This window comes from Microbacterium suaedae (genome assembly GCF_003254645.1).
GTDB lineage: Bacteria > Actinomycetota > Actinomycetes > Actinomycetales > Microbacteriaceae > Microbacterium > Microbacterium suaedae.
This window is the reverse complement of sequence record NZ_PNFD01000003.1, coordinates 206,606-228,567: the sequence shown is the minus strand read 5'-3', so window position 1 is coordinate 228,567 and position 21,962 is coordinate 206,606. Positions and strand designations below refer to the sequence as shown.

Annotated in this window: 19 protein-coding genes; 18 read left to right on the top strand and 1 reads right to left on the bottom strand. The window is 69.3% G+C overall.

All coding sequences use genetic code 11. The features are described from left to right. Positions 1-22 precede the first annotated feature (22 nt). From C0012_RS10580 to C0012_RS10565, 4 genes are all read left to right on the top strand, one after another. Positions 23-3,403, top strand: coding sequence for an SdrD B-like domain-containing protein (locus C0012_RS10580; RefSeq protein WP_162621924.1), 3,381 nt, complete (start codon positions 23-25; stop codon positions 3,401-3,403). 79 nt (positions 3,404-3,482) lie between these two features. Then, positions 3,483-4,769, top strand: a complete 1,287-nt coding sequence (locus C0012_RS10575; RefSeq protein WP_162621923.1) for a right-handed parallel beta-helix repeat-containing protein — start codon at positions 3,483-3,485, stop codon at positions 4,767-4,769. Next, positions 4,766-5,440: a hypothetical protein gene (locus C0012_RS10570; RefSeq protein WP_110589941.1), complete on the top strand. Its 675-nt coding sequence runs from the start codon at positions 4,766-4,768 to the stop codon at positions 5,438-5,440. Before C0012_RS10575 ends, C0012_RS10570 begins: the two co-directional genes overlap by 4 nt. Then, positions 5,437-6,507, top strand: a complete 1,071-nt coding sequence (locus C0012_RS10565) for a Dyp-type peroxidase (protein ID WP_110589940.1) — start codon at positions 5,437-5,439, stop codon at positions 6,505-6,507. Before C0012_RS10570 ends, C0012_RS10565 begins: the two co-directional genes overlap by 4 nt. 24 nt (positions 6,508-6,531) lie before the next feature. On the opposite strand, the gene C0012_RS10560 is transcribed toward C0012_RS10565, so the two are convergent. Then, positions 6,532-6,843 carry a helix-turn-helix domain-containing protein gene (locus C0012_RS10560; RefSeq protein ID WP_162621922.1) on the bottom strand — a complete coding sequence of 104 codons (312 nt, stop codon included), beginning with the start codon at positions 6,841-6,843 and terminating at the stop codon, positions 6,532-6,534. Between the two features lie 188 nt (positions 6,844-7,031). On the opposite strand from C0012_RS10560, the gene C0012_RS10555 reads away from it, so the two are divergent. The 14 genes from C0012_RS10555 to C0012_RS10490 all read left to right on the top strand — a co-directional run bounded on the left by C0012_RS10555 (position 7,032) and on the right by C0012_RS10490 (position 21,956). Further along, complete coding sequence (locus C0012_RS10555; RefSeq protein ID WP_110589938.1) at positions 7,032-10,271, top strand: DEAD/DEAH box helicase; 3,240 nt, start codon at positions 7,032-7,034, stop codon at positions 10,269-10,271. Positions 10,272-10,321: 50 nt separating this feature from the next. Further along, the gene (locus C0012_RS10550) at positions 10,322-11,332 is read left to right on the top strand and encodes a metal ABC transporter solute-binding protein, Zn/Mn family (protein WP_110589937.1); all 1,011 of its coding nucleotides are present in this window, start codon (positions 10,322-10,324) and stop codon (positions 11,330-11,332) included. Between the two features lie 167 nt (positions 11,333-11,499). Further along, a complete protein-coding gene (locus tag C0012_RS10545) occupies positions 11,500-12,327 on the top strand; it encodes a metal ABC transporter ATP-binding protein (RefSeq protein WP_110590010.1) in 828 nt (275 codons plus the stop codon). Then, the gene (locus tag C0012_RS10540) at positions 12,327-13,217 is read left to right on the top strand and encodes a metal ABC transporter permease (RefSeq protein WP_110589936.1); all 891 of its coding nucleotides are present in this window, start codon (positions 12,327-12,329) and stop codon (positions 13,215-13,217) included. The genes C0012_RS10545 and C0012_RS10540 overlap by 1 nt, the downstream gene beginning before the upstream one ends. A gap of 9 nt (positions 13,218-13,226) precedes the next feature. Continuing rightward, positions 13,227-13,634, top strand: coding sequence for a Fur family transcriptional regulator (locus tag C0012_RS10535; protein ID WP_110589935.1), 408 nt, complete (start codon positions 13,227-13,229; stop codon positions 13,632-13,634). An 11-nt stretch (positions 13,635-13,645) separates the two neighbouring features. After that, positions 13,646-14,713, top strand: coding sequence for a permease (locus C0012_RS10530; RefSeq protein ID WP_110589934.1), 1,068 nt, complete (start codon positions 13,646-13,648; stop codon positions 14,711-14,713). Continuing rightward, positions 14,706-15,446, top strand: coding sequence for a TIGR03943 family putative permease subunit (locus tag C0012_RS10525; RefSeq protein WP_332835688.1), 741 nt, complete (start codon positions 14,706-14,708; stop codon positions 15,444-15,446). Before C0012_RS10530 ends, C0012_RS10525 begins: the two co-directional genes overlap by 8 nt. Further along, positions 15,436-16,875, top strand: coding sequence for a hypothetical protein (locus C0012_RS10520; protein ID WP_162621921.1), 1,440 nt, complete (start codon positions 15,436-15,438; stop codon positions 16,873-16,875). The genes C0012_RS10525 and C0012_RS10520 overlap by 11 nt, the downstream gene beginning before the upstream one ends. Positions 16,876-17,059: 184 nt before the next feature. Further along, the gene (gene rpmB / locus C0012_RS10515) at positions 17,060-17,296 is read left to right on the top strand and encodes a 50S ribosomal protein L28 (RefSeq protein ID WP_110589931.1); all 237 of its coding nucleotides are present in this window, start codon (positions 17,060-17,062) and stop codon (positions 17,294-17,296) included. Then, the gene (gene rpmG / locus C0012_RS10510) at positions 17,296-17,466 is read left to right on the top strand and encodes a 50S ribosomal protein L33 (protein WP_110589930.1); all 171 of its coding nucleotides are present in this window, start codon (positions 17,296-17,298) and stop codon (positions 17,464-17,466) included. Before rpmB ends, rpmG begins: the two co-directional genes overlap by 1 nt. 2 nt (positions 17,467-17,468) lie before the next feature. After that, positions 17,469-17,774: a 30S ribosomal protein S14 gene (rpsN, locus tag C0012_RS10505; RefSeq protein ID WP_110589929.1), complete on the top strand. Its 306-nt coding sequence runs from the start codon at positions 17,469-17,471 to the stop codon at positions 17,772-17,774. A gap of 168 nt (positions 17,775-17,942) precedes the next feature. Next, positions 17,943-19,289, top strand: coding sequence for an MFS transporter (locus C0012_RS10500; RefSeq protein ID WP_110589928.1), 1,347 nt, complete (start codon positions 17,943-17,945; stop codon positions 19,287-19,289). A 223-nt stretch (positions 19,290-19,512) separates the two neighbouring features. Continuing rightward, positions 19,513-19,800, top strand: a complete 288-nt coding sequence (locus C0012_RS10495; protein WP_110589927.1) for an HU family DNA-binding protein — start codon at positions 19,513-19,515, stop codon at positions 19,798-19,800. A 179-nt stretch (positions 19,801-19,979) separates the two neighbouring features. After that, positions 19,980-21,956: a cytochrome c oxidase assembly protein gene (locus C0012_RS10490; RefSeq protein ID WP_110589926.1), complete on the top strand. Its 1,977-nt coding sequence runs from the start codon at positions 19,980-19,982 to the stop codon at positions 21,954-21,956. Positions 21,957-21,962: the final 6 nt, after the last annotated feature.

Genomic DNA, 21,962 nt, shown 5'->3' with positions numbered 1-21,962 from the left:
GCAGAAAAGCCAGCATATGCACGTGAGGAAGATCTCGGCGGGCCTCGCCGCGATCGCACTCACAGCGTCGACGCTTGCAGTGACCGATGCGATCATGACCGGTGACGCGGCTTCGGCCGCGACGGACGATGGGGCGCTGTCGCTTCGCGTCGTCGTCGACGCAGACAGGGACCGCGCGGAGAGCGTCTCCGACGCGGGTCTCGAAGGCGTCGAGGTCGCGGTCACCGATGCGAACGGCGAAAGCATCACGCTAAAGACCGACGCGAACGGGTACGTAGAACTGGCCGGTGCGGGCAACCCGCTCATCGGCGGACAGTACCGCGTGGAGGTCGCCAATCCGGACGATGCTCGCTACACCGATGCGCAGCTCGCAGACGGTGGCGAGTATCCGTCCCTGGCACCGACGACGAGTTTCGTCGACCTGAGCGGTGGCCAGAGCGCGCAGCTCGCTGTCGGCTTCGACGATCGTCAGTCCGTGACCGGGCTCGACGCGACGGTGTACTCCGCGGTGCACCCCGAGAGCATTCGGTCTGGGGAAGCGGACGGCGGCACCGAGGTGTACGCGGTTCCCTACGACCTCTCCGCCGAGATCGAGACGCTCACGACCGAGGGCACGGTCGGCGCCGCGTACGGCGTCGGCATCGATCCGGCGGCGGGCGAGGTGTACCTCGGGGCGCACGCGAAGCGCGGCTCGTCGTACAGTGCCGCCGGCACGGGGGCGATCCACCGGGTCGATCCCGCGACGGGTGCGGTCGAGCTCTACGCGACCGTGGCCGACGCCGGAGACACCCCGCACGCGATGGGCGAGCAGGAGGACATCGCGTTCCGCGCCGCGGTCGGGCGCGAGGGGCTCGGCGACGTCGACATCAGCGACGATGGCCGCTGGCTCACGACCGTCAACATGAACACCGACTCGCTCGTGGTGTTCCCCGTCCAGGACGCCGTGGACCCGGCCCCCGTGCAGACGCTCGCGGTTCCCGATCAGGGGTGCGCCGCAGACTGGGCGCCGATGGGTCTCGGCACGGTCGGCGACGCGGTCTTCGTCGGCGCGGTCTGCGGCGGCGATCTGCAGGGGTATCTCCTCGAGTACACGCAGGACGCCGAGGGCCAGCTGGCCTTCGTCGGAGTCGCCGGACAGAGCGATCTGACGACGATCCCGGGTCGTGACGTGAACCACACCCCGAACAGCAACGGCGGGGCGTGCAACCGCGCCGACTGGCAGGCGTGGGCGGATGACCTGCCTGCCGACTGCGTCCAGCGGCTGTCGTCGTCTCATGGCGGTGGCGACGAGTTCACCTTCCCGCAGCCGCTGATCGCCGACATCGTCGAGCACGTCGACGGCCGCCTCCTCGTGAGCTTCCGCGACCGCGCCGCCGATCAGTACGGCGGAACGCAGGGCGCGCACATGCTGGTCGCCCCGGGGGAGAGCGCATCGGGTATCTACGACAGTGCGGGAGACGTGCTCTTCGCCTGCGCGGGTGACGGTGGATACGAGTTCGGCTGCGGCGGTGACCTCGACGACAGCGCGGCCGGATTCCACAGCGAGGCTGCGTTCGGCGGCATCGCGTATCTGCCGGGAGCAGAGCACTTCCTGTCGAATCAGATGGATCCGGCCGATCAGGCATGGAAGGCCGGCATCCACGCGTACAGCGCCGAGACGGGCGACCGGCTCGACACCCTCGTCGTCTCCTCTGCGTGGAGCAAGGCGGCGGGGCTCGCCGACCTCGAGGTGCTGGTCGAGAAGACGCAGCAGATCGGCAATCGCGTCTGGATCGACACCGACGCCGACGGCATCCAGGACGGCGGCGAGCCGCCGGTTTCGGGCGTGCAGGTCTCGCTGTTCGATGCGGCCGGCGAGCTCGTCGCGCGGACGGAGACCGACGCCGACGGCGCGTACTCCTTTGCGACGGCCGACGGATTGGCGCCGAACACCGAGTACGAGATCCGACTGGACCGCGCCGCGGACTACCTGGCCGGTGGGCCGCTCGAGGGGTATCGACCGACGGCGACCGCCGCGGGCGAGAACCCCGGGGTCGACTCCGATGGCGTCGTCGCTCCGCTCGGAGACGAGGTCGAGTTTGCTGCGGCCGCGACGGTGACGAGCCCCGCGCCCGGCGAGAACGACCACTCGATCGATTTCGGGTTCACCGACGAGCAGCCAGTCTGCTCGCTGGGTGATGTCGTGTGGCTCGACAGCAACGGGAATGGGATCCAGGATGATGGCGAGCCTCCCGTCCCCGGGGTGACCGTGACGCTGCTGGATGCCGACGGCGAACCGGTGGAGGGTGTCGAGCCCCAGATCACCGATGAGAACGGGACGTACTCCTTCGCGGGCCTGGAGTGTGGCGAGTACGCCGTGCAGTTCGTCGATCCGGAGGGTCGCGACTTCACGACGCCGAACGCGGGCGAGGACGATGCGATCGATTCCGACGCGGACGAGAACGGCATCACGGCCCCCGTCGTGTTGGGCGGCGAGCGTCCGAACGACGATCCGACGGTCGATGCGGGTCTCCTGCCGAAGGCGGAGCTGTGCACGATCGGCGACTTCGTGTGGGTCGACGGTGACGGCGACGGCGTCCAGGACGCGGGCGAGCAGGGCACGGGCGACGTGACCGTCGAGCTTCTCGACGAGGACGGAAACGTTGTCGCCGAGACGGTCACCGCGTCGGACGGGTCGTACCTGTTCGAGGGTGTCGAATGCGGTTCCTACCGCGTGCGTTTCACCCTCCCGAATGAGGGCTTCGACTTCACGGTCCCGGGAGTCGGCGACGATCCGGCGGTGGATTCGAACGCGGAGCCGACGGATGATCCGCGGGTCGGCGTGACGCCGATCTTCGAGGTCACGCCAGAGGAGGGCGAGGATCTCACGATCGACGCCGGCCTCGTGCCGGACGAGGGCGAACCCGCCGCCGCGCCGGTGTGCACCGTGGGCGATGTGGTGTGGAGCGACGACGACGGCGACGGCATCCAGGACGCGGGCGAGGCCGGCGTCGAGGGTGTGGTGGTCGAGTTGCTTGACGGCGACGGGAACGTCATCGCCGAGACGGTGACCGACGAGAACGGGGCCTATCTGTTCGAGGGCGTGGAGTGCGCGGAGTATCAGGTGCGGTTCACGGCTCCGAAGGGCTTCGATTTCACGGTCCCGGGAGTCGGCGACGATCCGGCGGTGGATTCGAATGCGGATCTGACGGATGATCCGCGGGTTGGCGTGACGCCGGTCTTCGAGGTCACGCCGGAGGAGGGCGAGGATCTCACGATCGACGCCGGCCTCGTGCCGGACGAGGGCGACCTCGCCGCGACGGGCGCGGACGGTGAGATTCTCGCCGCCGCCGGAGCGGCCGGGATCCTGTTCCTCCTCGCGGGCGCCGTGCTGGCGGCGCTGCGACGCCGACAGCGAGGCTGACGCTCGGCACGGAGAGGGGCGATGGCGCGTGCCATCGCCCCTCACTCCTGCAATCGCACACCACTCGGAAGGAGACCGCGTGAATCTCACGCTTCCGGCGCGCGCGTCGACGATCGCGTGCGCCATCGCTCTCTCGTGCGCGACCACGGCGTGCACCGTCCCGGGGCCGGTTCCGGGGCAACCCGAGGTCATCCGCGTTGCCGACGACGCGAGTCTCACCGCCGCAGGCGAGCGCGCGACGGACGGAGACGTGATCCTCATCGCCCCCGGCACCTACCATGCGTCGATCGAGGTGTCCGCCTCGGACGTGACGATCCGTGGCGAAGATCGCGGCGGCGTCATCCTCGACGGCGAGCTCGCGCTGAGCAGCGGAATCGTCGCGACCGGCGAACGCATCGCGGTCGAGAACCTGACGGTCCGCAACTATCTGCAGAACGGCATCCTGATCACGGGTGTCACCGATGACTCGGGGGCGGGCATCGCCCGCGGCCCGGACGGCTACGTGCCCGAAGACGCTCCGCCTCTCGTGGCGGGGTACCTCGTGCAGAACGTCACGGCCTCGAACAACGGTCTGTACGGGATCTATGCGTTCGGCCGCTCGAACGGAGTCATCCGCGCGAACACGGCCACCGGCGGATCCGACTCGGGCATCTACGTCGGGCAGTGCGACGACTGCTCTGCCGTCGTCGAGGACAACATCGTCGAGAGCAATGCGGTGGGGATCGAGCTCGCGAACGCGACGGGCGTCGTCATCGCCCGCAACAGGATCGCTCGCAACCGGATCGGGGTGAGCGTGCTGAGCAACTACCTCGAGGCGCACGGACCGAGCTCAGGCATCTCCATCGTCGGCAACCTCGTCGCCGACAATGACGAAGCCGCCACCCCCGCGCAGGCGGGCGGGGCATTCGGCATCGGCATTGGCCTGGCGGGAACGGTCGACGTCGAGGTGGAGCGCAACCGGATCGTCGACAACGACAACGTGGGCGTGTGGATCAGCTCGTCCGAGGACTTCCCGCCGACCGGCACCCGCACCGACGGCAATGTGTACGGCGCCAACGGCCTCGACATCGCCTACACGACGCGAGTGGGCGGCGAGGGGAACTGCTTCCGCGACGCCGGGGGCGCCCGCACGGATCCGGCCTCGATCGGTCTCGCGGCATGCGAGGGGCCGACGCCCGCCGGGTCGTACGCGCAGCCAGAGGCGCCCGACGGGATCCCCTTCTCGGAGGTCGCGCTTCCCGCGCCGGGGCCGGGCCTCGCCGCCGTCGACGAGGCACCGCGCGACGTGCCGGCCGAGATCGCGTTCCCGTCGACGGATGTCATCGATGTGCCCGATGTCGACCTGCTCTCGGAAGGTGCCGAATGACGCTCACGATGACACGGCGCGGGGCGACCGTCCTCGCGGGAATCGCGCTTCTCGCGTCGACGGCGGCATGCGCGCCGGGGCTTGACGACGAGGGGAAGCCGCTGACGATCGCGCAGTCGGAGGAGCTCGCATCCGCGCGATTCCGCCTGCTGTCGACGGGCCCCTTCACTGCGACGGTCTCCTCGCGCGCGGGCCACGATATCGAGCGCGTCGAGGCGGACATCACGGTGGATCCCTCCCGCCACATCGCCTGGGGAGAGATCGCGCGCGGTCCCCGAGACCTCGCGATCGTCGATGAAGCCGGGATCTCCGTTGACGCGATCGCGCTCCGGACGGACGAGGGGGCGTGGCGCGCCGAGCCGCTCGGATCTGGCCCCCTCGCGTCGCTCGCCGTCGTCTTCTCTCTCGTGAACGACCGCCCGGAGAACGCACAGCTGCTCCGTCAATCGGATGCGCGGCATCTCGGGGCCGCAGAGCTCGGAGGCGAAGAAGCCGCCGTCTACCGGCTTCCGTCGGTCGACGGTGACGGGGGACGCAGCCGGCTCTGGGTCGATGACGGCGGACGCCCCGCCCGGCTCGACGACGGATCAGACGACTTCGTCATCGAGGTGACGGACGCCGAGCCCGCCCCTGAACCGCCCGGGCTCGCGGCCGCGCTGGGACGGAAGTGACGAAGCCTCGGCGCGGGGCCGGTCGCATCCGCCGGCGGGACCTCTTCGCCGCCGGCGGAGCGGCCGCCGTCGCGGGGATCCTCGGATGGGGTGCGCGTGCCGCCGGCGATCGGGGCCCGGGTGCAGCAATGCCGGCACCGTCGCCCGCTGGACAGCTGCGCGCCGGGATCACAGACCCGGCGGTGCCGCAGAGGCACGCGATCGTGACCGTGTTCGAGATGGGCGGGCGGAGCGACGACGAAGTCCTCGCAGCGGCGCGGGCGGTACGCGACGCGGCATATCCCGTCCCGGACGATGCGGGTCGGGTCACCCTGACGATCGGATTCGCCCTGCGACGAGCGCGTTCGCTCTGGCCCGCTCGGTGCGGGGCAGACGACCTCCCCTCGTTCGCGAACGACGCGGACGATGTCGTGACGGGCGGGGACCTCGTCCTGCAGGTGTGCGCGGAGACGGCCTCGGCCCTCCTCGAGGTGGCTTCGGCCGCGGCCAGGATGCTGGGCTCGCCAGGCGCGGTGTGGTCGGAGCGCGGGTACCGCGATGCACCGACCGAAGCGGGCACGTCTCGCACTCCCGTGGGCTTCATCGATGGAATCGCGAACCCGCGCACGTCCGAGGAGCGCGATGCGGGGGTGTGGTCGGATCCGGAACGGGGCGACACGTTCATGGTGGCGCGCCGGATGACCATTTCGGAGGAATTCGTTGCGCTGTCGCGGTCGCATCAGGAGCACGCGATCGGGCGGCGTCGCGGCGACGGATCCCCGCTCTCGGGCGGTGGTCCGCTCGACGACGTGGATCTGTTCGCGAAGTCTCCTGACGGCGCTCTCGTCACGCCGCTGCATGCGCACGCGCGCCGCGCGCATCCTGCGTACATCGGCCGCGGCCTCATGCTGCGTCGCAGCTATGGATTCGACGCGCCCCCGGGAAGCGGGCTGCTGTTCCTCGCCTTCGTCGCGGATCCCGAGACGTTTACGCTCACGCAACGGAGGCTCGACGAGGCGGACGATCTGATCCGTCACACGCGCACGAACGCGTCGGGCTGCTTCTTCATCCCGGGGGACGATTGGTGACGGTCCGTGTGGTGGCGTCTGGCGTCAGGAAGCCGAGCGTCGCCGTCGCCGACGTTGCGCGGGGATCTCGGTGTATCCGTAGGGGTAGTGGCCGTTGTGCAGGTCCTCGGCGTCGAGGCCCGTGACGAGTTCGCCGACGTCGACCTCGAGCGCCGTGGCGATCTGAAGCAGGGTGGCCACGGTCGGGTTGCCCCGGCCTCTCTCGATCTTCTGATAGTTCGAGAGATCCATGTCGGCGCACTCTGCGAGCGCCCGGGCGCTGACGCCCGTCTTGGCGCGGAGGTGGGCGATGCGCCTCCCGACCTCGACGGAGACGTCGGGGTGTGGAGCGGCCATGTCTCGATCGTGCAGGGGCCACCGCTCAGAAACCGAAGCGTCCGTACCGTCGCATAAAAGCTGTCGATGATGCATAAGTGTGGGGAAGAGTGCTGTGGGGGTCGCGGGCGTGCGTGAACTGCTGGTCCCGCCGCCTCTCGCGTGCCGCGGGCTCGTGGGATGTCAGTGCTCGCGCATAGTGTGAGCGCGTGCTGATCCTGACACCCGAACACGTCGCCGGGCTCTTCCTGCCCCATGATGCCGCAGACGGCCGCATGCTCGCCAATCAGCTGCCGATCCGTGTCACCCGGTGCGAGCTGGGGCGTGAGGTGTCGACGGCGCTCGTCTCGGTGGGCGCCCTCGCGGTCGCCGTCGAGTTCGAGATCCACGAAGACGGCCGGGGAGTCGTGCGCTGCTGGTGTCCGCACGACGGTGAGGTGTGGTGCGGGCACGCCGCGGCCGCGCTGTTCGCGCTGTCCGAACGCGACGAGCCGTTCGGCGTGGGCGGCGGCGCGTCGAGCTTCGAGCGCCCCACCCCGGCGCACGAGCCCTGGGAACGAACGCTGCGCGGGCTCTTCGTCGACGACTCCAACACTGGCGGCGCCGAGGAACCCTCCGAGATCGCGCTCCTCTTCGCCGTGCGCCCCAGCGAACCGGGCGATCCGAAGGGCGACGGCGTTGCGATCCGGCCCGCGGTGCGAGGGAAGCGCGGCGCGTGGATCCGATCCGCCGTGACCTGGCAGCGCATCGCCGAAGAGGACTCCGCCGATCCGCGTCGTCGCGCGCTCGCCGAGATCGAGGCGCTGCACGCATCGCGCGAGAACTTCTCGGCCGTCGGCGAGCGGCTGCGGGCCCGTGGGGGATACCGCTCGCACTTCGGCGGGGGCTGGGGCATCCCCGACTGGATCCGCCTCGACGCCCTGCCGTCGCGCGGCCTGTGGCAGGCGTTGTCCGACGCGCACGCCGCGGGAGTCGAGTTCGTCGCCGACGACCCCGCTCAGGGGGCGATCAACGTCGCCGCGGGTGCGGCGGCGGGGTACATCGACCTGCGCATGGTGCGCGGCCGGCTGTGGGTCGAGCCCAGCTTCGGCGATGGCGACGGCGCCGCGAAGGGGCGGACGCTGCCGATCGGCGCCCCGACCACGGCGATCGCACGCATCGGCGGCGAGCATGCGAGCGTCGAGTCGCTTGCGCCGCTCGAGGGGCCGCTCGGCGCCGAGTTCGACGAACTCCGGCGCTCCGCGCGACTGTCCGTCCCGGCCGACCGCATCGACGACTTCACCCGCGATTTCCTCCCGAGGCTCCGCGACATCGCTCCCCTCGTGTCGAGCGACGAGTCGTTCACGATCCCGGCCCCGCCGCGCCCGACGCTCGTGCTCGCGGTGCGGCATGCCGATCCCGTCTGCCGTCTCTTCTGGGAGTGGGAACGTCCGGCCGGCGGGCGTCGCGCACGCGCCGCCGAAGCCGAGATCCTCGACCGCGTCGAGCAGGCGGCGGGGCGCTTCCGGCACCTCATCGGCCGTCGGCGCACCGACGCCGTGCCGCCCGCGCGCGATCTCGGGAGCGATGAGACGGTCGAGTTCCTCGCCGAGGTGCTGCCCGCGCTCAGATCGCTCGACGATGTGCGCATCGAGCTGCACGACGAGGTGCCGTCGTACGAGTTCGCGACGGAGGATCCGGTCGTCTCGATCGGCGTCGATCCGTCCGGACACGACTGGTTCGAGCTGAACATCGTCGTGACGATCCAGGGCGAACCCGTCTCGAGCAGTGCGCTCCTGACGGCGCTCGCACAGGGGCGGAACTACTTCACGCTCATGAGCGGGACGACCTTCCCCCTGCTGGGCGAGAACTTCGCGCGCCTGCGCGACATCCTCGCCGAGGCGCGGGCGCTCGACGATCCCACCTCCGACCGCGTACGCGTCAGCCGCTATCAGATCGACCTCTGGCAGGAACTTGCCGAGATCGGTGTCGTCTCGGCGCAGGAGAGCGCGTGGTTCGACGCCGTGCGCGCCCTCGGCGATGCGAGCGTCGAGCAGCGGGATCCGCCGGCCTCCTTCCGCGCCGAGCTGCGCGCCTACCAGCGGGACGGGTTCAGCTGGCTCGACTTTCTGCGGCGGCATCGCCTGGGCGGCGTTCTCGCCGACGACATGGGGCTCGGCAAGACCGCGCAGGTGCTCGCGGCGCTCGATGCTGCGCGGGTCGACGAGCCCGACGCCCGGTTCCTCGTCGTGACCCCGACGAGTGTCGTCGGCCACTGGGTCTCCGAGGCCGAGCGGTTTGCGCCCGAACTCCGGGGCGTCGCGATCGGCGAGACGGCGTCGAAGCGAGGCACATCGGTCGTCGACGCCGCCGCCGACGCGAAACTGATCGTCACGAGCTACGCGATCTTCCGCCTCGACCACGACCAGTTCGCGCAGATGGGCTTCCGCGTGCTCGTGCTCGATGAGGCGCAGCAGGTGAAGAACTCGGCCTCCCGTGGGTACGCGGCTGCCCGCATGCTCGACGCCCCGACGAAGTTCGCCGTCACGGGCACTCCGATGGAGAACGACCTGATGGAGCTCTTCGCGATCGCGACGCTCGTGGCTCCGGGTCTGTTCGGAACGCGGGCACACTTCCGCGAGGAGTATCACCGCGCGATCGGCCGCGACGGCGACCGCAGTCGTCTCGACAGGCTGCGTTCCCGGCTGCGGCCGTTTCTGCTGCGCCGGACGAAGGAGCACGTCGCGCCCGAGCTGCCGAAGAAGACCGAGCAGGTCATCGAGGTCGCGCTGCGTTCCGATCATCGACGCGCATACGACAAGCGGTTCCGCCGCGAGCAGCAGCGCCTCCTCGGCCTGCTCGAAGACGTCGACCGCAACCGCGTGCAGATCCTCGCATCGCTCACGACCCTGCGGCGCCACGCCCTCGATCCGACGTTCGCTGACGCCGGCGGGCCGTCTGCGAAGCTCGAGGAGCTCGGCCGTCTGCTCGACGAGATCGTCGCCGACGGGCACCGCGTGCTCATCTTCAGTCAGTTCACCGAGTTCCTCGGCCTCGCGGCGCGCGTGGCCGACGAACGGGGCGTGCGCTATGCGTATCTCGATGGCTCGGCGAGCCAGAGGCAGCGGCAGGGGATGATCGACCGGTTCCGCTCGGGCGAGGTGCCGGCGTTCTTCATCTCGCTCAAGGCGGGCGGCGTGGGGCTCACCCTCACGGAGGCCGATTACTGCATCCTGCTCGACCCGTGGTGGAACCCCGCCGCCGAGAATCAGGCGATCGACCGTACTCACCGCATCGGCCAGACCCGTCCTGTGATGGTCTACCGCCTCATCTCGGAGGGCACGATCGAGCAGAAGGTCGTCGAGCTGCAAGACCGCAAGAGGAAGCTCTTCGAAGACGTCCTCGGCTCCGGCGACGCCGACGGCATCCGCGCTCTCACGGCCGACGACTTCCGGGAGCTGCTGGCGTAGCCACCCCTTTCACAGCTGATAACGATTCTCATTCATTGTATGATGAGGGCATGCTGACTCGCCGTGCTCTCATCGCCGCGCCCCTCCTTGCCGTGCCCGCCCTCGTGCTCGCGGGGTGCACCGGATCCGCTGGTGGGGCCGAAGAAGAGGCGGTCGGGTACCGGATCGTCGCCTCGACGAGCGTCTACGCGTCGCTCGCCGAGGAGGTCGCCGGTGAGAACGCCGAGGTGAGCGCGATCATCGACTCCGCCACGCAGGATCCGCACGAGTACGAGGCGACGGCGCGCGACCAGCTGGCCGTGCAGGAGGCCGATCTCGTGATCATGAACGGTGGTGGCTACGACCACTTCATGGACGAGCTCATCGCGGGCGCGGGCGACGGATCGGGTGCGGAGGCGCTCACCGTCGTCGCCTTCAACCACGACTACCCGAACGACGGCACCGACGGCGAGGGTGACCTCGATGACCACGCCGACGACGCGGATGATGAGCATGCCCACGCCGAGCACGGCGAGCACGCTCACAATCACATCGAGGGCTTCAATGAGCACGTCTGGTACGACCCGCACACGGTCGAGCACTTCGTCGAGACGCTCGCCGAGGGTCTCGAGGAGCGGATCCCCGATGCGGCGGACGAGATCGCGGCGAACGCCGAGTCGGTGCTCGCCGACATTGCGGCCCTTGAGGGGCAGCTCTCGGAACTCGAGACGGCGCATGGCGGTGGCACGGTGTTCTTCACCGAGCCGATCGGCGGATACCTCGCCGCCGGTGCCGGCCTCGAGGACGTCACGACCGATGGCTTCGCCGAAGCGGTCGAGGAGGGGCAGGATGTCGCCCCCGCGACCCTCCTCGATGCGATCGACGCCGTCGAGGGCGGCGACGTCGACGTGCTCGTGATCAACGCGCAGACGGGCGGCTCCGAGACGGATCGGCTCATCGGCGCGGCGAACGGCACGGGCGTGCCGATTGTCGAGTTCGCAGAGACCCTCCCCGATGGCCTCTCCTATGTCGAGTGGATGTCGGGCAACATCGACGCACTCGCCGACGCCCTCGAATCCTGACGCACCCCCAGCCTCCTGTGCCCCAACACAACGCAGTCAATTCGGTCGCGTAGAGCCCGAAGCACTCGATATCCGACCTTTCGCGGCGGATTTGACTGCGTTGTGTTGGGAGGGACGTCACAGCCCGTTTCCGAGAACGATTATCAATGCAGGGATATGCTGATCCGATGACCGATCCCGTGCTGCACATCGCCGACGCGGCGCTGCGCCTGCGCGGGCGCGAGCTGTGGCGCGACCTCGACCTCGACATCGCGCCCGGTGAGTTCGTCGCGGTCCTTGGCCCGAGCGGATCCGGGAAGACGACGCTGCTGCGCGCGATCCTCGGGCTGCAGCGGCTGAGCGCGGGCGAGATCCGCGTTGCCGGTCGTCCCGTGCGCCGCGGCAACCGGCATGTCGGGTACATCCCGCAGCAGCGGCCCTTCCCTCTCGGCACGAACATGCGGGCGAAAGATCTCGTGGCCCTCGGGGTCAATGGCACGCGGTTCGGCCCGCCGATCCCGCGCCGAGGCGACGCGCATCGGGTCTCGGAGATCCTTGAATCTGTCGGTGCGACGTCCTACGCCGACGACCCCGTCGGGTCGCTGTCGGGCGGCGAGCAGCAGCGTCTGCGCATCGGGCAGGCGCTCGTCGACTTGCCGGAACTCCTGCTCTGCGACGAGCCGCTCTCGAGCCTCGACCTCGCGAACCAGCGCGCTGTCACGAGGATCATCGACCGCGAGCGGCGCGACCGCGGTGCGGGCGTGCTGTTCGTCACACACGACGTCAATCCCGTCCTCGGCGCGGTCGACCGGATCCTCTACATCGCGGGCGGTCGCTTCCGGCTCGGGACTCCCGACGAGGTGCTCCGCAGCGAGGTGCTCACCGAGCTGTACGGCGCACCCGTGCAGGTGATCCGCGCCGCCGGGCGGCTTCTCGTCGCCGGCATCCCCGACGCCGAACCGCATCACCCGCATCACGAGCACCACCACGACGACGATGAGGCGGCGGTGTTCTGATGAGCTGGTCTGACGTGTTCTCCTTCGAGGATTACGGCGCGCTGCTGCAGCTGATGACGAACTCGATCGTCGCCGCGGCCGCGCTCGGCATCGTCGGCGGCCTCATCGGCGTCTTCGTGATGCAGCGCGATATGGCCTTCGCCGTCCACGGCATCAGCGAGCTGTCGTTCGCCGGTGCCGCCGCCGCCCTGTTGTTCGGTGGATCCGTCGTCGCCGGTTCCCTCGCCGGGGCGATCGTCGCGGCGCTCCTCATCGGCGTGCTCGGAGCGAAGGCGCGCGACCGGAACTCGATCGTCGGCGTGCTCATGCCGTTCGGTCTCGGCCTCGGGATCCTGTTCATCTCGCTCTACTCGGGTCGCTCGGCCAATCGGTTCAGTCTGCTGACGGGGCAGATCGTGTCGGTGTCGAATCCGGATCTGAGCGCGCTTGTCGTCCTCAGCGTGATCGTGCTCGTGGGGCTCATCGTCATCTGGAATCCGCTGCGGTTCGACTCGCTCGACCCGCAGTCGGCTGAGGCGCGGGGTCTGCCGACCCGCGGGCTCAGCATCGTCTTCATGCTTCTGCTCGGCGCGATCGTCGCCGCGGCCGTCCACATCATCGGCGCCCTGCTGGTCATGGCCCTCCTGGTCACGCCCGCCGCCGCCGCGATGCGCATCAGCCACGGACCGGTCGCCGTGCCGCTCCTGTCCGCCCTGTTCGGATTCATCGCGGCCGTCGGCGGCATCCTGCTCGCGATCGCGGGGACTCTGCCGGTGAGCCCGTACATCACGACGATTTCCTTCGCCATCTACCTCGTGTGCCGCATCGTCGCGGCGCGGCGCGATCGCACGCTTCGGACGCGCCTCGAGGCGGCGAAGCTGCACACCGCGCCGGTCGCCGCGGGGAAGTAGGGTCGGAGCATGGCACAGCGCAACACGTGGCAGCGGGAGCGCGTGCGCGACGCGCTCGCCGAGAGCGACGGTTTCGTCAGCGCGCAGGACCTCCACGCGCTGATCCGTGACGACACCGGAATCGGCCTCGCGACCGTGTACCGAACGCTCGCCGGTCTCGCGAAGTCGGGCGAGGCCGACAGCCTGCAGAGCCCGGACGGCGAGAACCTCTTCCGTGCGTGCGAGTCGAGCGGGCACCATCATCACCTCATCTGCCGGCGTTGCGGTCGCACGGTCGAGATCGAGGCGACGGCGGTCGAGACGTGGGCGCGCGAGACCGCGGCGACGCACGGGTTCACGGAGGCCGAGCACGTCGTCGACATCTTCGGCATCTGCGCCGACTGCGCCGACCGGGCCGCCGGTCAGGCCGAACGCTGACGGGCCCGGGCATGGCACAGGCCGTCCGCGCGTCGTCCCACCAACACGACGCAGTCGATTCGGGCCGCTCGGCCGGGGGATCCCGTCCGAGACGCTCCACGCGCCGCGTATTGACTGCGTTGTGTTGGGGGGTGCTCGTCGTCGGCGCCGTGTTCGCGGCCGACGCCCTGCTTCCGCAGCTCTTCGCCGACCCGCTCTCGACACGCGCTCAGGATGGGCTGACGCTCGCCCTCAGCGTGCTCATCGAGTCGCTGCCGTTCGTCGCGCTCGGCGTGATCCTGTCGATCGTCATCCAGGTGTGGGTGCCCGCCGAGGTCGTCCATCGCGTGCTGCCGAAGCGGGCGTGGGCGCGGCGGATGGTGCTCGCCGCGCTCGGCCTGCTCATCCCCGTATGCGAGTGCGGCAACGTGCCGTTCGCGCGGGGTCTGTTGATGCGGGGTCTCACCCCCGCCGACACTCTGGCGTTTCTCGTCGCCGCGCCGATCGTGAATCCCATCGTGATCATCACGACGCACCAGGCGTTCGGCTGGTCGGGCGGGATCCTCGTCGCGCGCATCCTCGGCGGCTACGGCATCGCGCTGCTCATCGGGTGGCTGTTCAGCCGGCACCCGGATCCGCAGAGCCTGCTCACAGAGCGCTTCCGGCTCACGTGCGAGGAGTCGCAGGACGCGCACGGATCGCGGCTCAACCGCACGATCGCGCAGTTCGTCGTGGAGCTGCGGGCTGTGATGCCGGCGCTCATCGTCGGATCCGCCGTCGCCGGCGCCGTGCAGGTGCTGATCCCGCGCACCGCCCTCGTCGCGATCGGATCGAACCCCGTTCTCTCGATCGTCGCGATGATGCTCCTCGCCGTCACCGTCGCGATCTGCTCGAACGTCGACAGTTTCTTCGCGCTCTCGTTCGCATCGACGTTCACGACGGGATCCCTCGTCGCGTTCCTCCTCGTCGGGCCCATCGTCGATGTGAAGATGATCGCTCTGCTGCGCACGACGTTCTCCACCCGCGCGATCGTCGGGGTGGTCGCTGTCGTGCTGTTGGCAGCCTTCGCGCTCGGGACGGTGATGAACCTTGTTGTCTAGTCTCGGATCTCGCTGGCTCGGTGTCGGGCTCGCCTCGCTCCTCTCGGTCGTGACCATCGGGCTGACCGTCACCGACCGGCTGCAGCTGTACATCAACCCCGCGCAGGCGTGGTTCGCATGCGGGATGGCGGTTCTGCTGCTCATCGGGGCCGTGGCCTCTTTCGCGCTGCCGCTCGGATCCGAACAGCACGAGCACGGCCATGATCACGGGTCTTCGACCGGCGCGAGTCGTGTCGGCTTCGTCGCGACGCTCGCCGGGGGTGCGGTCGCCTCCGCGGTGACACTTGCGGCGGTGCTGCTCCCGCCGGCGACCCTGTCGGCGGAACTCGCGATGGAGCGCGATACCGGATCCGCTCCGCTGTTCGCGGGGGCCGACGACGTTCAGCTCGGCATCGTGGACACCTCGGCGTTCGGCGTCGGCGACTGGTCGGCGACCTTCGCGACGGCGACGAGCCCCGAACGGTATGCGGGGGAGCCGGTGCGGCTGACGGGCTTCGTCACACCGGGGGACGGCGGATCCCTCAGCCTGAATCGGCTCGTCATCACGCACTGTGTGATCGATGCGCAGCCGGCATCGCTCCCGGTCGAGGCGACGGGGGGATCGGGGGATCTCGCAACGGGCGAGTGGATCGAGCTCACGGGCGAGATCGTCGTCGACGACGCAGGCACGCTGCGCGTCGAGGCCACGTCGATCGACCGCATCCCGGAGCCCGAGGAGCCGTATGAGTACTAGGGCCGCGCACCGCCGGGCGCGAGCGCGCGGGCGGTTCGTCGGCGCGTTCGCGCTCGTGCTCGGTGCGCTTGCGATCGTCGGCGCGGGAGCCGCGGGCGTCGGCCTTGCCCAGGGCCCGCGCGTCACCGAGGTGCAGGTGGATCCCGCCGCCGCGACGCGGGAGTCGGGCAGCCGAGTCATCTTCACCGCGAACCAGTCGCTCGCGGGCGTCGACCCCGCACAGGTCTCGGTCGAGCCCGAGACGGACTTCACGGTCGATGCCGCCGGGCGGACCGTCGGCGTGCGCTTTCCTGTCGCCCTGGACGCGGGCGTGGACTACACGGTGCGTATCGAGGGGGCGCGGGGCGTCGGCGGCGGGCCGGCGTCGACGCTCGAGACCGTCTTCACGACGCCGCAGGCGGAGGTGTTCGCGCTGCGGCGTGACGCGTCGGGGACCGACCAGATCGTCCGCACGGCGGTCCGTGGTGAGACGCCGGACGAGACGGTGTTCGAGGCGGAGCAGATCGATGACTTCCGCGTGACCAGTCGGTATCTCGTCGCGAGCGTCGTGGACGACGAAGGGATGGGTCTCGTCGTCGTCGATATCGGAGGATCCGGCGGGGTCGACGGACAGCCTCGGCGGGAGGAGATCTCCCTGCCGGGCCCCGGAATCGTCATGGGTCTTCAGGTGTCGGAGCGCGGCCAGCTCTTCGGATTCACGTTCACCGATCGCGACCTGTCTGTTGGCGGCGGGCGGGAGAGCGTGCTGTTCACCGGATCCCTGCGGGATGCGTTCGGCGACGGCGCCGGTGTGGAGCCGGTCGTCGTGGGTGGGGAAGAGCCGAGCATCGACCGCTGGCGGTTCGTCCCCGAGACCTCGTCGCTTCTGCTGAACGACTTCGCGGGCGACCTCACGCTCGTCGATCGCGAGAGCGCCGACGGTGAGGTGTCGTCGTTCGGGACGGCGCTGGGAATCGAGGGCGTCGCGCGGTCGACCTACACGGCTCTCATCGACCGCGCCGATGAGGGATTCGTCGAGCTCGACCTCGCCTCGGGCGAGCAGCGGGCCGTCTCGGACGTCGATCTCGGCGCCGAGACCGTCCTGAACCACATGATCCCCCTCGCAGACGGCGGCACGCTCCGCGCGTATTCCGAGATGGTCGACGGGCTCCCGACTGTCGCGCGCGTTGTCGTGGTCGGTGCGGACGGTTCGGTCGGCGAGGTGGCGACGGTGGCGCAGGGGGACGCGCTCGTGCAGGTGTGTGCGTCTCCGAGCGCACAGTACGCCGCCATCGCCGTCGCGCCGGAGGTGGTCGCAAACCCGTATGACGGCGGGATGCAGCCGCTGCCGCAGGAGGTCGAGACCCGCGTGTACGACATCGCCTCGGAGGTCGAGGTCGGGGTCCTCGAGGGCTTCGACGTCAGCTGGTGCGAGGTCGGTCCGTGGTGAACGGGCCTCGGTGACCGACACGCCCGAGGTGTGGTATCGTTGATCTTTGGCTGTGCACACTCCTGTGCGCAGTTCGTGTGCTTCCCGTTCGAACACAGCCCGCCAGGCGGGCGAGTGGCGGAGCGCGCAGGCAAGAGATCTTGGGTGGCCCTGTCTGGGCCACGGTATTGAAGGAGAGTGAACTATGGCTGCTGTGTGCCAGGTGACGGGAACCACCCCCGGTTTCGGTCACAACGTCTCGCACTCGCACCGTCGCACCAAGCGCCGGTTCGACCCGAACGTGCAGAAGAAGACGTACTTCGTCCCCTCGCTGGGGCGCAAGATCACGTTGAACGTCTCGGCTAAGGGCATCAAGGTCATCGATGCTCGTGGCATCGAGTCGGTTGTGAAGGACCTCATCGCGAAGGGTGTGAAGCTCTGATGGCGAAGAAGACTCAGGACGTTCGTCCGATCATCAAGCTGCGTTCGACGGCGGGCACGGGGTTCACCTACGTGACCAAGAAGAACCGTCGCAACAACCCCGACCGCCTCGTGCTGAAGAAGTACGACCCGGTGGTCCGCAAGCACGTCGACTTCCGCGAGGAGCGTTAAGCATGGCCAAGAAGAGCAAGATCGCGCGCAACGAGCAGCGCAAGGTGATCGTGGAGCGCTACGCCGAGAAGCGCCGCGAGCTGAAGAAGACCCTCGTCAACCCGAACGCGAGCGACGAGGAGCGCGAGGCCGCGCGTGTCGGGCTGCAGAAGCTGCCCCGCAACGCGTCGCCGGTTCGCGTCCGCTCGCGCGATGTCATCGACGGCCGCCCCCGCGGTGTCCTGACGAAGTACGGCCTGTCGCGTGTCCGCTTCCGCGGCATGGCGCACCGTGGCGAGCTGCCCGGCATCACGAAGTCCTCGTGGTGATCTGACGGCACCTGCCTCGAAGAGGGCGGATCGGCTTCGGCCGGTCCGCCCTTTCGTCGTCTCCGGGTGGATTTACCTACTGACATAGAGACTATGTATGTAGGTATATGGTGGCGGGGGACGCATCGATGCGGACCCGGAGCACGTACCAACGAAGGCACTTCCTCTATGTCAGACACCCTCACCACGAACCGCGATCTGCGGAGCCACCTCGAGCACGCGCCGATGACGGGCTATCAATGGGCGATCGTCGCGATCGCGGTTCTCCTCAACGCCAACGACGGATTCGACGTGGCGGCGATGTCTTTCGTCTCGCTGAGCGTCGAGAACGAGTTCGGTCTCTCCGGCTCGGAACTCGGCACAGTGATCAGCGCGACGCTCATCGGCATGGCGATCGGCGCCTTCGCGATCGGCCGTCTCGCGGATATCATCGGCCGGCGCTGGACGGTCATCGGATCGGCCGTCGTGTCGACCGTCGGAATGTTCCTCGCCTCGTCGTCGGCCGATGTCGTCCAGCTCGGTGTGTGGCGCGTGCTGACCGGCCTCGGCGTGGGCGGCATCCTCGCGAGCATCACGGTCATCACCTCCGAGTTCTCCAATCGCCGCTGGCGTGGATTCGCGATCGGCGTGTACACGGCGGGATACGGCGTCGGGGCGTTCCTCGGCGGCATCGCGGCGAACGGCCTCCAGGAGACCTACGGCTGGCGCGCGGTGTTCCTCGTGGGCGCCAGCGTCAGCGTGTTCATCGTCGTCGCTCTGGCCCTCATCGTCCCCGAGTCGGTGCAGTTCCTCGTCACGCGCCGTCCGGCCTCAGCGAACAGGTCGCTGCGGGCGATCGCCAAGCGGGTCGGCTTCGACCCGGCCCATGCCTCGCTTGAGTCGATCGGCGCGGCGGGCGAGACAGAACGGACCTCGTCTCGCCTCGGCGATCTCTTCCGCGGCCGGATGCTGCTCGTCACCGTCTTGCTGTGGGCGGCGTTCTTCACCGTCATGTTCGGGTTCTACTTCGTCAACTCGTGGACGCCGCGCCTCATGGTCGAGGCGGGGATGACGGCCGAACAGGGTGTGATCATCGGGATGGCCCTGGCGATCGGCGGCGCCGTGGGATCCGTCCTGTACGGCGTCGTCGCGGTTCGCGTCTCGCCGGAGCGGGCACTCGTCGCGTTCCTCGTGCTCACGGCGGTCTCGATCGTCGTGTTCGTGCTGTCGACGGCGCTGCTCGGGCTCGCGTTCGTGCTGGGGGTCGTGACGGGGCTGCTCGTCAACGGCTGCATCGCGGGACTGTACTCGGTCGCTCCCGCTCGGTACGGCGCGGCGACGCGGGCGACGGGCGTCGGCGCCGCGCTCGCAGTGGGGCGTGTGGGGGCGATCTTCGCGCCCATCGCGGGCGGCGCCCTGCTGGACGCGGGCTGGTCGACCTTCGCCCTCTACGCGTCGACCGCGGCGCTGCTTCTCGCGGGGGCGGTCGTCAGCGTCGTCCTGAGCCGCATCCCCGCCGCGTCGGACGGCTCGTGACGCGGTCGCGCGGATCCGGGGATCCACCGAAATATCGTCACATCTGTCACGCGAGTCACGTCTCGCGGGCGACACGCCGTGTCGATTCGCTCGAGATCCCCGGAAATACGCGGAAATCCGGGGCAACGCGTTAGTTTTGTGCTCGGTCGCACGACCGAGCCGGGGGCTGGCGCTCTCGGTCCCACGATTCGTCACGGCGCTCCGGTGCCGATGGAGGAACACAATGGCCGACAAGAACATCACCAAGACCGAGCTCGTCGCGAGCATCGCGAGCGCCACGGGAGACAGCCAGGCGAAGGTCTCGGGGATCCTCGACGCGCTCTTCGAGACGGTCTCCGGCGCCGTCGCCAAGGGCTCGAAGGTCTCGATCCCCGGCTGGATCGCATTCGAGCAGGTCGACACCGCCGCCCGCACGGGCCGTAACCCGCAGACCGGTGCCGAGATCAAGATCCCGGCCGGCAAGCGCGTCAAGGTGACCGCGGGCTCCAAGCTCAAGGCCGCCGTCAAGTAAGACGACGTCGTCTGACGCCGCGGGCGCTCTCCCTCCGGGGAGGGCGCCCGCGACGCGTCTGGGCCCCACATCTCCACAAGTCTTCGTCGAGTCCGTTGCGATTCGCAGCGGACTCGACAAAGACTTGTGGACTCGGGGGCCGGAGAGCGTGCTCAGCCGGTCGGCATAGGATCGAGCGCGTGAATCCCCGCGCTCTGCGGGCCGCCGGGCCCGTCATCCTCCTTCTCGCGGCGGGAGTCGCGCTCGTCGGGTCCCTCGTCATCGCGGGAGGCGCGGATCCCCTCCCCCTGCAGGATCCCGGTCCCGTGGTCCGCTGGTCGCTTCCCGTGGCCAAGCTCGTGGTGAACATCTCGGGTGCGGTCATGCTCGGATCCCTCGTCGTCGCGCTGTTCGCGCTCGCGCCCAAGGAACGCGCGTTCGAGGTCGCCCTCGACACGGCGTCGATCGGCGCCGCCGTCTTCACGATCTCGAGCGGGGCGACGACGTTCCTCAACTACATGCTGGGTCTGAACCCGCAGCTGTCGCTTGGCTCGGAGTTCGGCGCCCAGCTCGGCAACTACCTGACGACGCGGGAGATCGGGCAGGCGTGGCTCCTCCAGACGATCGCGGGCGGCGTCGTCACCGTGCTGGCGTTCGCCGTGCGTGGCTGGACCTCGACGCTGCTGACCGCCGTCCTCGCGGGTGCGAGCCTCGTGCCGATGGCGACGCAGAGCCATTCTGGTGACCTCGCCGATCACAACCTCGTCGTCACGGCGATCGCCGTGCACACGGTCGGGGCGGCCGTCTGGTTGGGAGGGCTCGTCCTGCTCGTCGCGATCCGGCCCGTGCTGGAACCCGGGCGCATGCGGCGCGTCCTCGAACGCTACTCGTCGATCGCGCTCGTCGCGTTCATCGTCGTCGCGATATCGGGCTTCCTGCGTTCGCTCGCGTCGATCGCCTCCCTCGATCAGCTGATCGCGGATCCGTACGGCATCGTCCTGCTCGTGAAGATCGTCATGCTCGTGGCGATGGGGGTGCTGGGAGCCTGGTATCGCCGTCGTCTCATCGCGAAGAGCACCGAGAAGCATGCGATCTTCTGGGCCGTGCTCGCGCTGGAGTTCGTGTTCATGGGGATCGCCTCCGGCGCCGCCGCCGCGCTTGCGCGATCCGCGTCACCGCTCACGGAGGATGTGGCGCCGATCCTTGAGACGCCGGCCGAGATCCTCAGCGACGCGCCGCTGCCGCCGGAGCTGACGGCGAGCGCTTGGTTCACGCAGTGGGAGATCGATCCGCTCTGGCTGCTCATCGGGATGTTCGCGATCTTCTTCTACGCGGCGGGCGTGCGGCGCCTGCGCCGGCGCGGCGACGCGTGGCCCGTGTACCGGACCGTGTTCTGGATGCTCGGTATCGCGCAGCTGCTGTGGGTCACGTGCGGGCCGCTCAACGCCTACGGGCACTACCTGTTCAGCATGCACATGCTGCTGCACATGCTCCTCAGCATGGACATCCCGCTCATGCTCGTCGCAGCCGCACCGGTCACGCTCGCGTCCCGCGCGATCGGAAAGCGAGACGACGGCACTCGCGGCGGACGGGAGTGGGTCCTGTGGCTCGTGCACAACCCTGTCGCGAAGGTTCTCACGAATCCGTTCGTCGCGGCGGGGCTGTTCATCGGGTCGCTGTGGGCCTTCTACTTCACCGATCTGTTCCGGTGGAGCCTCTACGACCACCTGGGCCACGAGTGGATGGTGGCCCACTTCCTCATCACCGGCTACCTGTTCGCGACGACCCTCGTGGGCATCGACCCCGTCCCGTGGCGCCTCCCGTACGCGGGGCGGCTCGTGCTGCTCATCGTCGTCATGGCGATGCACGCGTTCTTCGGCATCGCGATCATGAGCCAGGAGGGGCTGATGGTCGCCGAGTGGTACGGATCCATGGGGCGCGATTGGGGGCCGACGCCGCTCGAAGATCAGTACACGGGCGGGGGGATCGCGTGGTCGATCGGCGAGATCCCGACCGTCATCACGGCGATCACGGTTGCGATCCAGTGGAGCCGCAGCGACGAACGCCAGCAGAAGCGCCGCGATCGGCACGCCGACCGCACGGGCGACGCCGAGCTGGAAGAGTACAACGCCCGCCTCGCAGAGATGGCAGCGCGCGACCGGGCGCGGGGGCTGTAGCGGCGA

Coding starts and splice junctions, on each gene's coding strand:
- C0012_RS10535 (WP_110589935.1), top strand. CDS start 13,227: ATGGCACAGCGCAACACGTGGCAGCGGGAGCGCGTGCGCGACGCGCTC.
- C0012_RS10540 (WP_110589936.1), top strand. CDS start 12,327: ATGAGCTGGTCTGACGTGTTCTCCTTCGAGGATTACGGCGCGCTGCTG.
- C0012_RS10560 (WP_162621922.1), bottom strand. CDS start 6,843: ATGGCCGCTCCACACCCCGACGTCTCCGTCGAGGTCGGGAGGCGCATC.
- rpmB (WP_110589931.1), top strand. CDS start 17,060: ATGGCTGCTGTGTGCCAGGTGACGGGAACCACCCCCGGTTTCGGTCAC.
- C0012_RS10570 (WP_110589941.1), top strand. CDS start 4,766: ATGACGCTCACGATGACACGGCGCGGGGCGACCGTCCTCGCGGGAATC.
- C0012_RS10520 (WP_162621921.1), top strand. CDS start 15,436: ATGAGTACTAGGGCCGCGCACCGCCGGGCGCGAGCGCGCGGGCGGTTC.
- C0012_RS10545 (WP_110590010.1), top strand. CDS start 11,500: ATGACCGATCCCGTGCTGCACATCGCCGACGCGGCGCTGCGCCTGCGC.
- rpmG (WP_110589930.1), top strand. CDS start 17,296: ATGGCGAAGAAGACTCAGGACGTTCGTCCGATCATCAAGCTGCGTTCG.
- C0012_RS10530 (WP_110589934.1), top strand. CDS start 13,646: ATGGCACAGGCCGTCCGCGCGTCGTCCCACCAACACGACGCAGTCGAT.
- C0012_RS10550 (WP_110589937.1), top strand. CDS start 10,322: ATGCTGACTCGCCGTGCTCTCATCGCCGCGCCCCTCCTTGCCGTGCCC.
- rpsN (WP_110589929.1), top strand. CDS start 17,469: ATGGCCAAGAAGAGCAAGATCGCGCGCAACGAGCAGCGCAAGGTGATC.
- C0012_RS10495 (WP_110589927.1), top strand. CDS start 19,513: ATGGCCGACAAGAACATCACCAAGACCGAGCTCGTCGCGAGCATCGCG.
- C0012_RS10500 (WP_110589928.1), top strand. CDS start 17,943: ATGTCAGACACCCTCACCACGAACCGCGATCTGCGGAGCCACCTCGAG.